Source organism: Streptomyces sp. NBC_00203 (genome assembly GCF_045206325.1).
Taxonomy (GTDB): Bacteria; Actinomycetota; Actinomycetes; order Streptomycetales; family Streptomycetaceae; genus Streptomyces; species Streptomyces lutosisoli.
In genome coordinates this window covers 5,384,755-5,398,536 of the sequence record NZ_CP108126.1, presented here as the reverse complement: position 1 = coordinate 5,398,536, position 13,782 = coordinate 5,384,755, and the positions used below count along the sequence as shown (strand labels likewise).

General features: G+C 71.7%; 12 protein-coding genes. 3 read left to right on the top strand and 9 right to left on the bottom strand.

Annotated elements, in window-relative coordinates; all coding sequences use genetic code 11:
• Positions 1-113: 113 nt before the first annotated feature.
• Positions 114-1,676 (bottom strand): protein kinase domain-containing protein, encoded by a 1,563-nt coding sequence (locus OG975_RS24230; RefSeq protein WP_406331436.1) that lies wholly within the window; start codon positions 1,674-1,676, stop codon positions 114-116.
• A gap of 305 nt (positions 1,677-1,981) precedes the next feature.
• Here OG975_RS24230 and OG975_RS24225 point away from each other — a divergent pair, with 305 nt between their 5' ends.
• Positions 1,982-3,625 carry a protein kinase domain-containing protein gene (locus OG975_RS24225; RefSeq protein WP_406331435.1) on the top strand — a complete coding sequence of 548 codons (1,644 nt, stop codon included), beginning with the start codon at positions 1,982-1,984 and terminating at the stop codon, positions 3,623-3,625.
• Between the two features lie 69 nt (positions 3,626-3,694).
• Here the strand turns inward: OG975_RS24225 and OG975_RS24220 are convergent, their stop codons facing one another.
• Positions 3,695-4,234, bottom strand: a complete 540-nt coding sequence (locus OG975_RS24220; protein WP_406331434.1) for a bacterial proteasome activator family protein — start codon at positions 4,232-4,234, stop codon at positions 3,695-3,697.
• A 166-nt stretch (positions 4,235-4,400) separates the two neighbouring features.
• On the opposite strand from OG975_RS24220, the gene OG975_RS24215 reads away from it, so the two are divergent.
• Positions 4,401-4,871, top strand: a complete 471-nt coding sequence (locus tag OG975_RS24215; RefSeq protein WP_406331433.1) for a hypothetical protein — start codon at positions 4,401-4,403, stop codon at positions 4,869-4,871.
• Between the two features lie 28 nt (positions 4,872-4,899).
• On the opposite strand, the gene OG975_RS24210 is transcribed toward OG975_RS24215, so the two are convergent.
• From OG975_RS24210 to pdhA, 7 genes are all read right to left on the bottom strand, one after another.
• Positions 4,900-5,880, bottom strand: coding sequence for an NAD(P)H-quinone oxidoreductase (locus OG975_RS24210; protein WP_406331432.1), 981 nt, complete (start codon positions 5,878-5,880; stop codon positions 4,900-4,902).
• A 70-nt stretch (positions 5,881-5,950) separates the two neighbouring features.
• The gene (locus tag OG975_RS24205; RefSeq protein ID WP_406331431.1) at positions 5,951-7,048 is read right to left on the bottom strand and encodes a potassium channel family protein; all 1,098 of its coding nucleotides are present in this window, start codon (positions 7,046-7,048) and stop codon (positions 5,951-5,953) included.
• Positions 7,049-7,113: 65 nt separating this feature from the next.
• Positions 7,114-8,484, bottom strand: a complete 1,371-nt coding sequence (locus tag OG975_RS24200) for a molybdopterin molybdotransferase MoeA (RefSeq protein ID WP_406331430.1) — start codon at positions 8,482-8,484, stop codon at positions 7,114-7,116.
• Complete coding sequence (locus tag OG975_RS24195) at positions 8,484-9,434, bottom strand: NTP transferase domain-containing protein (RefSeq protein WP_406331428.1); 951 nt, start codon at positions 9,432-9,434, stop codon at positions 8,484-8,486. The genes OG975_RS24200 and OG975_RS24195 overlap by 1 nt, the downstream gene beginning before the upstream one ends.
• A 99-nt stretch (positions 9,435-9,533) precedes the next feature.
• Positions 9,534-10,922 carry a dihydrolipoamide acetyltransferase family protein gene (locus OG975_RS24190; RefSeq protein WP_406331427.1) on the bottom strand — a complete coding sequence of 463 codons (1,389 nt, stop codon included), beginning with the start codon at positions 10,920-10,922 and terminating at the stop codon, positions 9,534-9,536.
• Positions 10,922-11,926: an alpha-ketoacid dehydrogenase subunit beta gene (locus tag OG975_RS24185; RefSeq protein WP_406331426.1), complete on the bottom strand. Its 1,005-nt coding sequence runs from the start codon at positions 11,924-11,926 to the stop codon at positions 10,922-10,924. Before OG975_RS24185 ends, OG975_RS24190 begins: the two co-directional genes overlap by 1 nt.
• The gene (gene pdhA / locus OG975_RS24180; RefSeq protein WP_406331425.1) at positions 11,923-13,086 is read right to left on the bottom strand and encodes a pyruvate dehydrogenase (acetyl-transferring) E1 component subunit alpha; all 1,164 of its coding nucleotides are present in this window, start codon (positions 13,084-13,086) and stop codon (positions 11,923-11,925) included. The genes OG975_RS24185 and pdhA overlap by 4 nt, the downstream gene beginning before the upstream one ends.
• 175 nt (positions 13,087-13,261) lie before the next feature.
• Here pdhA and OG975_RS24175 point away from each other — a divergent pair, with 175 nt between their 5' ends.
• Positions 13,262-13,762, top strand: coding sequence for an Lrp/AsnC family transcriptional regulator (locus tag OG975_RS24175; RefSeq protein ID WP_327430135.1), 501 nt, complete (start codon positions 13,262-13,264; stop codon positions 13,760-13,762).
• The last annotated feature ends 20 nt before the right edge of the window (positions 13,763-13,782 follow it).

Sequence of the window (13,782 nt, the reverse complement as noted above, 5' to 3'; positions counted from 1 at the left end):
GCCCGGCCGAAACGAAAACACCCTCCACGCGTGCGTGGAGGGTGTTTTGGATCAGACGTGATCAGACGCGATCAGCTGTCTGATCACGTCTGATCAGACGCTGGTGGCCGCGGTCAGGGACCCTCGCCCCCGCCGGCGACGGTGCCACCCGTGCCGGGATCGGTCGGGTCCGCCGTCGTCGGGTCCGCCGTCGGTGTCGTCGGGTCGTCCGTCGGCTCCGGGGTGGTCGGCGTCGTGTCGGTCGGCTCGTCCGTCGGGTCGTCCGTCGGCTCCTGAGTGGTCGGCGACGGCGTGTACGACGGCGTGTACTCCCCGGTGCCACTGGTGCTGGTCGAGTCGTCCGTGGAGGTGTCCGTGGACTGGTCGGTCGCCTCGTCGCTGGGCGTCTCGCTGCCCTGGTTGTCGTCGGTGGTCTGCGAGGTGGTCGGCGACTGCGTCGTACTGGTTCCACCACCGCCGCTGTTGCCGGTGTTGTGGAGCGCGAGCGCGACACCCGCCGCGATCGCGATCACCGCGAGGACCGCCAGTATCCACAGCTTGCCGCTGCCGCTGCCCTTGTTGCCGTGCCCCTCGAAGCCGCCGTCGTCCCCGCCGCCGTACGGAGGGAGTATCGGCGCCGGGATCTGCGACGTGCCGGAGTCATGGGGGTGCGGCAGCGCGGTGGTGCCCGCGAAGCCGCCCGCCGGGGTGTGCAGACCCTCGTGCACGGTGACCGGGCCGGTGTTCCAGGTGCCGGTGTGCCCGCCCTGGTCGTACAGCATCTGCAGCCCGTACTGGACGAGCCCGCGCATCTCCTCGGCGGTCTGGAACCGGTCGTCCGGCTCCTTCGCGAGCGAGCGCATGACGAGCCCGTCGAGCTCCGGCGGCACCGAGCCGGAGACCTGGGACGGGGGCATCGGGATGTCCTGGACGTGCTGGTAGACCACCGACAGCGGCGTCTCGCCGGTGAACGGGGGCCGCAGCGCGAGGAGTTCGTAGAGCAGGCAGCCGGTCGCGTACAGGTCGGAGCGGTGGTCGACGGCCTTGCCGAGGGCCTGCTCCGGGGAGAGGTACTGCGGCGTTCCCATGACCATGCCGGTCTGGGTCATCGTCGACTGCGCGCCGTGCAGGGCGCGCGCGATGCCGAAGTCCATCACCTTCACGGCACCGGTGTGCGTGATGATCACGTTCGCCGGCTTGATGTCACGGTGCACGATGCCGTGCTGGTGCGAGTAGGCGAGCGCTTCGAGCACTCCGGAGACGATGATCAGCGCCTGCTCGGGGCCCGGGGCCTCGGCGTTGAGCAGCAGATCGCGGATCGTGCGGCCCTCGACGAGCTCCATCACGATGTACGGGACGACGCCGTGGCCGACCACGTCCTCGCCCGAGTCGTACACGGCGACGACGGCGTGGTGGTTGAGCCCGGCGACCGACTGGGCCTCGCGCGTGAAGCGGGCCTTGGAGACCGGGTCCTCGGCCAGGTCGGAACGGAGCAGCTTGACCGCGACGGTGCGCCCGAGGCGTACGTCCTCGGCCGCGAACACCTCGGCCATGCCGCCCCGGCCGAGTCGGTGGGTCAGCCGGTACCGGCCGTCCCCCACAAGTCCGCCGTTACCCCACATCTCCGGCGCATCTGACATACCGCCGCCAGTCGCCTCGGGGTCGGACGGGCCCTGAGCGCGCTGCTGCTGTGCCATCAGTCCTCGCCGTCGTTTCTGCCCGCGGTCTGCGCGGTGGTTGTTACGGTCTCCGTCGGGCCACGCTACAGGCTCGGCGCGAGGCGCCGGTCCGAGATGGACGTGAGATGGACCGGCCATCAAACCCGCCACGGGGGCCCACGTGCAAATTCTGTGGACCGCCCGTACGGCACCTGTAACGCTTCCGCGACGCTTCTTTCGCAGACGGTCACGGAACGGGCACCGAGCTTGACGTGTCAGTGCCCTCGGGCAGACTTGGCCGGGAATAGCCACATCGATCACACAGGCCGCGGGGGACGCAGAAGATGAGCCAGGACGGCGCACAGGGCCGGTACGCGGGGCGTGCGGTGGCCGGCGGCCGCTACCAGCTGCGTGATCTGCTCGGCGAGGGCGGCATGGCCTCGGTGCATCTCGCGTACGACTCGGTGCTCGACCGCCAGGTCGCGATCAAAACGCTGCACACCGAGCTCGGCCGCGAGCAGGCCTTCCGCGAGCGCTTCCGCCGCGAGGCCCAGTCGGTGGCGAAGCTCACCCACACGAACATCGTCTCGGTCTTCGACACCGGCGAGGACGACCTCGACGGCATGACGACGCCCTACATCGTCATGGAGTACGTCGAGGGCCGCCCGCTCGGCTCCGTGCTCGACCAGGACATCGCGCAGTACGGCGCCATGCCCGCCGACAAGGCGCTGAAGATCACCGCGGATGTGCTGGCGGCCCTGGAGATCAGCCACGAGATGGGCCTGGTCCACCGGGACATCAAGCCGGGCAACGTGATGATGACGAAGCGGGGCGTCGTCAAGGTGATGGACTTCGGCATCGCCCGCGCCATGCAGTCCGGTGTCACCTCGATGACGCAGACCGGCATGGTCGTCGGCACCCCGCAGTACCTCTCCCCGGAGCAGGCGCTCGGCCGCGGCGTGGACGCCAGGTCCGACCTGTACTCCGTCGGCATCATGCTGTTCCAGCTGGTCACCGGGCGCCTGCCGTTCGAGGCGGACTCGCCGCTGGCCATCGCGTACGCGCATGTCCAGGAGGAGCCGGTCGCGCCCTCCTCGATCAACCGTTCGCTGCCGCCGGCGGTGGACGCGCTGGTCGCCCGCGCGCTGAAGAAGAACCCGAACGAGCGTTTCCCGAGCGCCGAGATCATGCGCGACGAGTGCCTGCGCGTGGCCCAGTCGTTCCAGGCCGCCGCGCCGAGCATCGTGGCCGGCGCCCAGACGTCGAGCGGCGCGGGCGTCGGCTCCGCCGTCTTCCCGCCCGTCGAGCAGGGCACTCCGGCCCCGGGCCCCGTACAGACGCCGTACCAGCCGGGTCCGTACGGCGCGCCGACCCCGGTGCCCTCCCAGACTCCGGCCCCGGCCTACGGCTACCCGCAGCAGGGCGGCTACCAGACGCCGCAGCAGACCGCCGCGTACTCCCCGCAGCAGGGCACGTCGACCCCGCCGCCGTACAACCTGACGCCCCAGCCCACGACGCCCGCCTCGGGCGGCACCGGTGGCCGCAAGAGCAACAAGGGAGTCGTCATCGGGTCGATCGTCGTCGCGCTCGTCGCGATCGGCGGCCTGATCACCGCTCTCACCCTGAACGGCGGCAGCGACGACAACAAGGGCGGCACCGACACCAGCAAGTCACCGACCGCGACCGCGGTGGCGGGTCACCGGGGGCCGGACACGTCGAAGGTGATCGAGACGGAGAAGTGCACGGACCCGGTGGAGTCGTACGACGACCCGGACAAGATCCAGATGCCGGACTTCAGCTACAAGAACCTCAAGTCGGTGAAGTCCTGCTTCCAGGCCGCCGGCTGGCAGATGAAGGTCACCCGCGTCGACGAGAACGTCTACGGCGAGGACACGGTCATGGAGCAGTTCCCCTCCGAAGGCACGGACGTCGACCCGAAGGACATGCCCGAGATCGAGCTGAAGGTCTCGTCGGGCAACCCGTCCTGAGCGGCTGACACATGAGACGGGCCCGGCACCTGAGTGCCGGGCCCGTCTCGTCTGTGAGGTGTCCGCGGGCTACAGGTACGGTCCGCCCGCACGGCCGCCCGCACGGGGGTCCTCGTCGCCGTCGGCGCCGACGCCCGGCGGGAGGGCGCGGCGCATCGACTCCAGCTGGGCCCTGGCCGCCATCTGCTGGGCGAACAGGGTCGTCTGGATCCCGTGGAAGAGTCCCTCCAGCCAGCCCACCAACTGGGCCTGCGCGATCCGCAGTTCGGCGTCGCTGGGGATCACTTCGTCCGTGAAGGGCAGGGAGAGCCGCTCCAGTTCCTCGACGAGTTCGGGTGCCAGGCCGTCCTCCAGCTCCTTCACGGAGCTCGCGTGGATCTCCTTGAGCCGGACGCGGCTGGCCTCGTCCAGAGGTGCGGCGCGCACCTCCTCCAGCAGCTGCTTGATCATGCTGCCGATGCGCATCACCTTGGCGGGCTGTTCCACCATCTCAGTCACCGGGACCTCGCGGGAGTCCTCGTCTCCGGTGCCGCCGAGAGCCATACCGTCCTGGCCAACGACCAGGATCTGAGGGTTCTCCGGCGACCTTTCGTTCCTCGGCATCTCCATGCCGCCATTCTCTCGCACCCGTACACCACACCACGGTGGTGCCCCCCGTACAGGGTGATCCACCCTGTACGTCCCTTCCGGCGGCGGCCGGGATGCCGGGACAAACGGCATATGTGAGGCTTGCCCCATTGATCACGGGACTCCTCACCGGGAGGGGGTCACCGGCGTGACTCCATCACTCAGCACGTTGCGTACGGCGGGACTGCTGCTGGTCCTGATGACCGGAGCCGGCCCTCCGGCGTACGCCGCCGCGCGCGCCCCGTACGCCGCCCCGTCCGCCCCGTCCACCGCCCCGTCCACCGATGCCTCCCGCGCGGGAAGCCTCCCTGGGGAGGGACGCGCGCGGCCCGGACGCGCCGAGCCCACGGCGCCGGACACCCCGGACGCCGTTGACGAGGGGGGCGAGGGGGATGCGGACGCGACAGAAACCGCCCCCGACCCTGCCGCCCCGGACCGCTCTGAGGCGAGCGCCGCCGCCGAGCCGTCGGGGGACGTGGTCCCCGTCCAGCAGAACGTGATCGGGCCGGCGCCCACCCCTGAACCGGTCCTCCAGATCCTGCCCCTCGGAAGCGGGCTGATCCTGATCGGCCTGGGCCTGGGGCTGGCCTTCGTCGCCCTGCGGGTACGGCGCCGCTGAGAGACACGGCGCCGCCCACGGAGGGGAGCTATGGAACGACGAGCAGCACCTTTCCGATGTGGCCGCTCTCCTCCAGCACCCGGTGGCCCGCCGCCGCGTCGCTCATCGGCAGCTCGCGGTCGACGACCGGGCGTACGTGGCCGGAGTCGATCAGCGGCCACACATGCTCGCGTACGGCCGCGACGATCGTCGCCTTCTCGTCGAGCGGGCGGGCGCGCAACGAGGTCGCGCTGATGGCCGCACGCTTGTTGAGGAGGGTGGCGATGTTCAGTTCGCCCTTGATGCCGCCCTGCATGCCGATGATCGCGAGCCGTCCGTTGACGGCGAGGGCCTGGACGTTCCGGTCCAGGTACTTGGCGCCCATGTTGTCCAGGATGACGTCGGCGCCGGCGCCGTCCGTGGCCTGCTTGATCTCCTCGACGAAGTCCTGCTCGCGGTAGTTGATCAGGATGTCGGCGCCCAGCTCGGCGCAGAAGTCGAGCTTCTCCTTGGTGCCCGCGGTGACCGCGACCTTCGCACCGACGGCCTTCGCCAGCTGGATCGCCATGGTGCCGATGCCGCTGGAGCCGCCGTGCACGAGCAGGGTCTCGGCGGGACGCAGATGCGACACCATGAAGACGTTCGACCAGACGGTGCAGGTCACCTCGGGCAGCGCGGCCGCCTGCCTGACGTCCAGGCCCGCGGGCACGGGCAGCAGCTGCCCGGCCGGAACGGCGACCTTCTCGGCGTACCCACCGCCCGCGAGCAGCGCGCACACCTCGTCACCGACCGCCCACCCCGACACACCGGGCCCGGTCTCGACGATCCGCCCCGAGCATTCGAGACCGGGGTACGGCGACGCGCCGGGCGGCGGGTTGTAGAGGCCCTGCCGTTGCAGCAGATCGGCGCGGTTGACGGCGCTGGCCACCACCTCGACGAGCACTTCGCCCTCGCCGGGCACGGGGTCCGGGACCTCGTCCCACACCAGCGCCTCGGGCCCACCAGGTTCAGGAATCGTGATCGCGTACATGAGGGGGACGCTACTCCTGAGGGGTGCGGCCCCGTCCTGTGGGAGGGGCTGCTTCTGCGGCTTTCCCTCACTAGTCCTGGGGCAGTGGCCGGATGTCCGGGGCCACCTGTGTGCCGGGGGTGACGCGCACGATCGTGATGAGCCGGTCCGTCAGCTGGATCGTCCCGACGGCCGGATCGTCGTAGCCGAGCACCCGATGCCCTCGTACGACACTCACCACCAGGTCGTCCGTCTCGCGTACGCCCTTGCCGACCTCGGCCTTTATGACCGGCCGTTCGACGATGTCGAGCCCGCTGCCCTGCTGGATGAGGTCTTCCATGACCATGCCCGCGGCGGGGCTGAGCACGGAGAGCCCGAGCAGCCGCCCGGCGGCGCTGGCGCTGGTGATGACGGCGTCGGCGCCGGACTGCTTGAGCAGCGGCGCGTTCTCCTCCTCCCGCACGGCGGCGACGATCTTCGCCGCACGGTTGAGCTGCCGGGCGGTCAGCGTGACCAGCACAGCGGTGTCGTCGCGCTGGGTGGCGATGATGATCTGCCGCGCCTTGCGCACCTCGGCCCGCATCAGCACATCGCTGCGCGTCGCGTCCCCGACGACGCCCGCATACCCTTCGGCCGCTGCCGCCTCGACCACCTTGGAGCTGGGGTCGACGATCACGACCTGTTCCTTCTTCAGCCCGGTCGCGCAGACGGTCTGGATGGCCGACCGCCCCTTGGTCCCGAAGCCGACAACGACGGTGTGATCCCTCAAGGCCGCCCTCCAGCGGTTCAGCCGCCATTCCTCCCGGGTGCGTTCCGTGAGGACTTCGAGCGTGGTGCCGACCAGGATGATCAGGAACAGCACGCGCAGTGGCGTGATGACGAAGATGTTGGTGATCCGGGCGGCGTCGCTGACCGGGGTGATGTCGCCGTATCCGGTGGTGGAGAGGGTGACGGTCGCGTAGTACAGGGCGTCGAGCAGGTCGACGGAGCCGTCCGAGTTGTCGTTGTAGCCGTCGTGGTCGACCCAGACGATGAGCGCGGTGACGACGAGTACCAGCAGCGCGATCGCCAGCCGCTTGCCGACCTGAAGGATCGGGCGTTCCACGACTCTCTTCGGGAGGTTCACCCGATGGGTCACGAGATGTTCGTCCGCTTGGCGGGCGATCGCGTCATGGCCCGGAAGTTTCACGTGAAACACACCCCGTTCGGATTCATCCGACCCGCACCTTCATCCGACGCGCACCCCGTTCAAGATCATGTGAAGCAGACGTCGATCCCGGCGGTGGCCCAGGGCAGGTCGAGGAGTTCCAGCTCCTGCCCCGCCCGCGCACCGCCCGGCGGTACGACCGCGAGCGCGTCGGACGCCGCGATGCCGCGCAGCATCGCCGGGCCGTTGTAGTGCAGCGGCACCGCCCGGTCGGCGCGCAGCGTGACGGGGATGAGCCGGGTGTCGTACGGGTGCCCGTGCACGGCCTCGTTGAGGGGCAGCGTGTACGGCTCCGGGGCCGGGCGTCCGGCGAGGACGCGCAGCAGCGGCTCGGCGAGCGTGAGCAGGCCGGAGACGGCGGCCAGGGGGTTGCCGGGCAGGCCGACGAGGTGCTGGTTCTCCTTGGTGCGGGCCAGCAGCATCGGGTGCCCCGGGCGCACCTTGACGCCGTCCACGAGGAGTTCGGCGCCGATGCGGCGCAGGGTGGGGTGCACATGGTCGACGGGGCCCGCCGCGGTGCCGCCGGTGGTGACGATCAGGTCGGCGTCGGAGCCGGTGATCGCCTTGTGCAGCGCCTTGGCGTCGTCGCCGAGCCTGCGCACCGCGACGACCTCGGCGCCGAGCGCGCGCAGCCACGGCGGCAGCATCGGGCCGAGCGCGTCCCGGATGAGCCCGTCCTGGGGAAGGCCCTCGGTGAGCAACTCGTCGCCGAGGACGAGGACTTCGGCGCGCGGGCGGGGGACGACGGCGAGCGTGTCGTATCCGGCGGCCGCGGCGAGGCCCAGCACGGCGGGGGTGATCAGCGCGCCGGCCGGCAGCAACTGGTCGCCGCTGCGGCATTCCTGGCCGCGCGGGCGGATGTCCTGCCCGTGCACGACCTCCCGGATGGCGTGCAGCCGCCCCTTGTCGTCGATCAGTCCGTGCTCGCTGCGCAGTACGGCGGTGACGTCCTGCGGGATACGCGCCCCGGTGGCGATCCGCACCGCCTCGCCGTCGGTGAGCGCCGGCGGCTCCGCGTGCCCGGCGAGCACCCCTTCCTCCCGTACCTCCCAGGGTCCGGGTCCCGCGACCGCCCAGCCGTCCATCGCGGACGTGTCGAAGGAGGGGAGGTCCGTGAGCGCGGCGAGGGGGGCGGCGAGGACGAGGCCAAGGGAGGCGTCGAGGGGTACGGAGACAGGGGCCCGGCGTGACACGGAACGGGCGGCCCGCCCGGCGACAACCCGGGCCTCGGGCCAGGGAGTGGCCCGGTGATGGGCGTGGGCGGCCCGGCGGCCCTGCTGCTCGGCTCCGGGAGCCGGCGCGGGCACGGAACGGCCCTCGGGGGCGGGCGCGCCGTCTTCCTTCACCAAGGCGAGGGCCTCCTCGACGTCGAAGTCCTCGGCGTCCTGGCTGTCCCGGGTACCGCGGGCGGCGGTCATCAGGCGTCCGGCTTGGCGTCGGGGGCGTCCTCGTCGGCCCAGCGGAGCGCCAGCTCCGTGGCCTTGCGGGAGGCCTCGGCCACGGCTTCCGGGCCGCCGCCCGCCCGCGCGGCCGCGTACCCCACGAGGAACGTGGTCAGCGGCGCGGCGGGCCGAGCCACCCCGTGCGCGGCGTCGCGGGCCAGGTCGAGCAGGATGCCGGTGTCGACGTCCAGGTCGATGCCCAGCTCGTCCTTGACTGCGGAAATCCATTCATCCAACACGTGCCCATGCTCCCTGATACGTGCTCTGGCGGCGGCGATGTCGTCCCAGGTGTCGCAGTCGAAGGACGCGACGGGGTCGGAGATGCGGGTGAGGCCGAGCGCGGCGGTGAGCCGTCGCAGCGGCAGCCCGGTGAGTGCGCCGTGCGCGGCGGTGAGCACGGCCAGCTCCCGGCGCAGGGCTTTTGCACGGTACGCGGCCACAAGGGGCTGATCGCGGCCGTCGGGATCGGTGAGCAGCACGCCGTCGGGTGTCGCCGGCTCCCCCGGGGGCCCGCTCCGCCGGGGCCGGAGGGGGGTCAGCAGGCGCCGCACCGTCCCCTCGTCCAGGAACGGCAGGTCGGCCGAGAGCACGACGACGTACTCCGCGGAGGTGTGCCGCAGCCCGGCGTCGAGCGCGGCGAGCGGTCCTCCGCCGGGCGGGTCCTCGCGGGCCCACCGCACGGGGCGTGCGGTCGCCCTGGGCTCGGCCACGACCACCGTGGTGCCCGCGTCGGCGCACGCGGTCAGCACCCGGTCGAGCAGGGCCTTGCCGCCCACGCGTACGCCGGGCTTGTCCGCGCCGCCCAGCCGCCGTGCGGCCCCGCCCGCGAGCACGACGGCGTCGTACGGGACATCGGCGCCGGGGCTGCCCGGCGACTCGGGCGCACCCGATGACTCCGGCGCACCCGGTGGCTCGTACGCGGTCATCCCCCGAGTATGGGCGCCCGAAGGATCATTGCCACCCCCGTGCACAGCATGTGGACGGGGATGACGCTGCCGGGGCTCGCGGAGGTGCCCCTGCCCGCACTACAGCGTCCGCAGCAGTACCGCCGGATGTTCCACGCAGTCCGCCACATAGCGCAGGAAGCCGCCCGCCGTGCCGCCGTCGCACACCCGGTGGTCGAAGGTGAGCGAGAGCTGCACGACCTGGCGCACCGCGAGCTCGCCCTCGTGCACCCAGGGCTTGGGGATGATCCGGCCGACGCCGAGCATGGCCGCCTCGGGGTGGTTGATGATCGGCGTGGAGCCGTCGACGCCGAACACCCCGTAGTTGTTCAACGTGAAGGTGCCGCCGGTGAGTTCCGCGGGCGTCAGCCTTCCGGTCCGCGCCGCCTCGGTCAGCCGGGCGAACTCCGCGCTCAGTCCCTCCGCGTCCCGCGCGTGCGCGTCCCGTACGACCGGTACGACGAGTCCCCGCTCGGTCTGCGCCGCGAAGCCCAGGTGCACCTGGTCGAGCTGTACGACCTCGCGGGCGTCCATGTCGACGGTCGAGTTGAGCTCGGGGAAGCGCGCGAGCGCCGCGGTGCAGATCCGGGCGAGCAGCGCGAGCAGGGAGATCTTCGGGCCGCCCGCCGCGTTCATCGCCGCGCGCGCCCGCATGAGCTCCGTCGCGTCGGCGTCCACCCAGCAGGTCGCGTCGGGTATCTCGCGACGGCTGCGGGAGAGCTTGTCGGCGACCGCACCACGGACGCCGCGCAGGGGGACACGGAGGCCGTGCGCGGGCGACAGCGCCGCCGTCGGCACGGGAGCGGGCGCGGGCACGGGCGGGCGCGACTGCCCGGCCGCCGCACGCAACGCGTACTCGACATCCGCCCGCAGGATCAGACCCTCGGGCCCGGAGCCCTCCAACTCCCGCAGATCCACTCCGTTCTCCCGGGCGAGCCTGCGCACGAGCGGGGAGATGACGGGCACGGGACCGTCGGCATACGACCGTGCGCCGAAGCTCCGGCCGCCGCTCTCGACACCGCCGCGCCCGGTCCCGGTCCCGGCGGGCACGTTGGCCACGTTGCGGTCCTCGCCCGCGGGCGGACCCGCCGGCCGCCGTACCGGAGCCGTACCGGTGGGCGGCCGCACCCTTCTGCGCCGCGCCGGAGGCGCCCCCGTGCCGTACCCCACCAGCACATTGCCGGATCCCTCGTCGTCCGCGGCACCCTCGATGGAGGACGCCGGTGCGCCCACGGCGACGGTCAGCAGCGGTGCCCCCACGGGCAGTTCCGTGCCCTCCTCGCCGAAGCGGGCGGTGACCACGCCCCCGTAGGGGCAGGGGACCTCGACCATCGCCTTGGCGGTCTCTACCTCGACGACGAGCTGGTCGACGGCGACGACGTCACCGACCTCCACCAGCCAGCGGACGATCTCCGCCTCGGTGAGGCCCTCCCCGAGGTCGGGGAGCTTGAACTCCAACACCTGGGCCATCAGCTGTCCGCCTCCCACTGCAGACGCCCCACGGCGTCCAGAATCCGGTCGACACCGGGCAGATGGTGCCGCTCCAGCATCGGCGGCGGATACGGGATGTCGAACCCGGCGACGCGCAGCACCGGCGCCTCCAGGTGGTGGAAGCAGCGCTCGGTGACGCGGGCCGCGATCTCCCCGCCCGGGCCGCCGAAGGAGCCCGACTCGTGCACGACGACCGCCCGCCCGGTCCGCCGCACCGACGCCGACACCGTCTCGTCGTCGAACGGCACCAGTGAGCGCAGATCGACGACTTCGAGGTCCCAGCCCTCGGCCCGCGCCGCCTCGGCGGCTTCGAGGCAGACGGGCACGGACGGCCCGTACGTGATGAGTGTGGCGCTCCTGCCCGAGCGCCGCACCACCGCGCGGCCTATCGGTTCAACGGCCGGCGGCTCGTCCGGGTTCCAGGAATCCTTCGACCAGTACAGCCGCTTGGGCTCCAGGAAGACGACCGGGTCGTCGGAGGCGATGGAGGCGCGCAGCAGCCCGTAGGCGTCGGCGACCGTCGCGGGCGTGACGACATGGAGCCCCGGAGTCGCCATGTAGTACGCCTCGGAGGAGTCGCTGTGGTGCTCGACGCCGCCGATTCCGCCGCCGTAGGGGACACGGATGGTGATGGGGAGCGGCATGGCGCCGCGCGTGCGGTTGCGCATCTTGGCGACATGGCTGATCAGCTGCTCGAACGCGGGGTACGCGAACGCGTCGAACTGCATCTCCACGACCGGCCTGAGGCCGTACATGGCCATGCCGACGGCCGTCCCGAGGATGCCCGCCTCGGCGAGCGGCGTGTCCGTGCAGCGGTCCTCGCCGAACTCCTTGGCGAGTCCGTCGGTGACGCGGAAGACGCCGCCGAGGGTGCCGACGTCCTCGCCCATGACGTGGACGCCCGGGTCGGCTGCCATGGCGTCGCGCATCGCGCACCCGAGAGCCTGCGCCATGGTGGCCGGCTTGAGGGCAACGGTGGTCATCGCCCGGCTCCTTCCGGCCCGTGGTGACCCGCGTGCCCGTCGGATTCGGCGTCCAGTTCCGCTCTCAACTGAGTTTCTTGCTCCAGCAGTTGAGTAGTGGGCTGGGCATACACATGGGCGAACAGATCCATGGGGTCGAGCACCGGGTCCTGGTTCATGCGCTCGCGCAGATCGGCGGCCATCGTCTCGGCGTCCTCGCGCGCGGTCCGTATGGTCTCGTCGTCGAGCAGGCCGCGTTCGGTCAACTCGTGCTCCAGGAGCGCGATCGGGTCGTGCCCGCGCCAGGTCTCGACCTCGGCGTCGCCGCGGTAGCGGGTGGCGTCGTCGGCGTTGGTGTGGGCCTCGATGCGGTACGTGACGGCTTCGACGAGCGTCGGACCGCCTCCCGCGCGCGCGTGGGCGATGGCTTCGCTCAGGACCTGGTGCACGGCGGCCGCGTCGTTGCCGTCCACCAGACGGCCCGGCATCCCGTAGCCGACGGCCTTGTGGGCCAGCGACGGGGCGGCGGTCTGCTTGTCGAGCGGGACGGAGATGGCGAAGCCGTTGTTCTGGACGAGGAAGACGACGGGCGCCTGCCAGACGGCGGCGAAGTTCAGCGCCTCGTGGAAGTCGCCCTCGCTGGTGCCGCCGTCGCCGACCAGGGCGAGCGCGACCACGTCGTCGCCCTTGAGGCGGGCGGCGTGCGCGAGGCCCACGGCGTGCGGGAGCTGGGTGGCGAGGGGAGTGCACAGGGGCGCGATGCGGTGCTCGCGGGGGTCGTACCCGGTGTGCCAGTCACCGCGCAGGAGCGTGAGCGCCTGGACGGGGTCGAGGCCCCGGGCGACGGCCGCGAGGGTGTCTCGGTAGCTGGGGAAGAGCCAGTCACGGTCTTCCAGGACCAGCGCGGCGGCGACCTCGCAGGCCTCCTGGCCGGTGCTGGAGGGGTACACGGCGAGGCGGCCCTGCTTGGTGAGGGCGGTGGCCTGCGTGTTGTAGCGGCGGCCTCTCACCAGTTCCGCGTACAGACGGCGCAGCAGACCCGGGTCGACCTGCGCGGCCGCCTCGGTGCCGAGGACGCGGTACGGCAGCGCGTCCGGCAGCAGCGGCGCGGGGTCGGTACGTGGCTGCCAGGCGGGCGGCGGCGTGGGCCGGTAAGCGCCTCGCTGCTCCATGACCGTCATGACGGCACCTCCTCGTGGGAGACGGCTTTGGACGCGTCACGGGTGTGAGGCGCCTCACCTACCGATTGTTCGGTCGTCGGCACATTTTGGCTACAGACCCCTCCAAGCTGTGGACAAACGGTTCTGCACAGCCTGAGATGGACGCAGTACGTCCATGGTAGGGAGGCGGGGGGACATGGCACCTGAACAAATGGCCGAGCCGCCGGAGGCCGGCCGGGTGCAGCCGCCCGCCCGCCCGCTCGACGCCATCGATCAGGACATCCTGCAGATGCTCCAGGCGGACGGCCGCGCCTCGATACGGTCCGTCGCCGAACGGGTCCATGTGTCACGGGCCAACGCCTACGCGCGGATCAACCGCCTCATCGAGGACGGCGTGATCCGCGGCTTCGGGGCGCGCGTCGACCACGAGCGCGCCGGACAGGGCACCTCGGCGTACATCACCCTCAAGATCGTGCAGAACTCCTGGCGCACGGTGCGTGAGCAGCTGAGGGTGCTCCCCGGCGCCTCCCACATCGCCCTGGTGGGCGGCGACTTCGACGTACTGCTCCTGGTGCACACGCCGGACAACAAGGCGCTGCGCGAGCTGGTGCTCACCCGCCTCCAGGCCATCCCTGAGGTGCTCAGCACCCGGACGCTGCTGGTGTTCGAGGAGGAGGACCTGGAGCCGGAGGGCTAGAGGCCCTCAGCCCCCTCAAC

Coding starts and splice junctions, on each gene's coding strand:
- pdhA (WP_406331425.1), bottom strand. CDS start 13,086: ATGACGGTCATGGAGCAGCGAGGCGCTTACCGGCCCACGCCGCCGCCC.
- OG975_RS24185 (WP_406331426.1), bottom strand. CDS start 11,926: ATGACCACCGTTGCCCTCAAGCCGGCCACCATGGCGCAGGCTCTCGGG.
- OG975_RS24220 (WP_406331434.1), bottom strand. CDS start 4,234: ATGGAGATGCCGAGGAACGAAAGGTCGCCGGAGAACCCTCAGATCCTG.
- OG975_RS24230 (WP_406331436.1), bottom strand. CDS start 1,676: ATGGCACAGCAGCAGCGCGCTCAGGGCCCGTCCGACCCCGAGGCGACT.
- OG975_RS24225 (WP_406331435.1), top strand. CDS start 1,982: ATGAGCCAGGACGGCGCACAGGGCCGGTACGCGGGGCGTGCGGTGGCC.
- OG975_RS24175 (WP_327430135.1), top strand. CDS start 13,262: ATGGCACCTGAACAAATGGCCGAGCCGCCGGAGGCCGGCCGGGTGCAG.
- OG975_RS24210 (WP_406331432.1), bottom strand. CDS start 5,880: ATGTACGCGATCACGATTCCTGAACCTGGTGGGCCCGAGGCGCTGGTG.
- OG975_RS24195 (WP_406331428.1), bottom strand. CDS start 9,434: ATGACCGCGTACGAGCCACCGGGTGCGCCGGAGTCATCGGGTGCGCCC.
- OG975_RS24200 (WP_406331430.1), bottom strand. CDS start 8,484: ATGACCGCCGCCCGCGGTACCCGGGACAGCCAGGACGCCGAGGACTTC.
- OG975_RS24190 (WP_406331427.1), bottom strand. CDS start 10,922: ATGGCCCAGGTGTTGGAGTTCAAGCTCCCCGACCTCGGGGAGGGCCTC.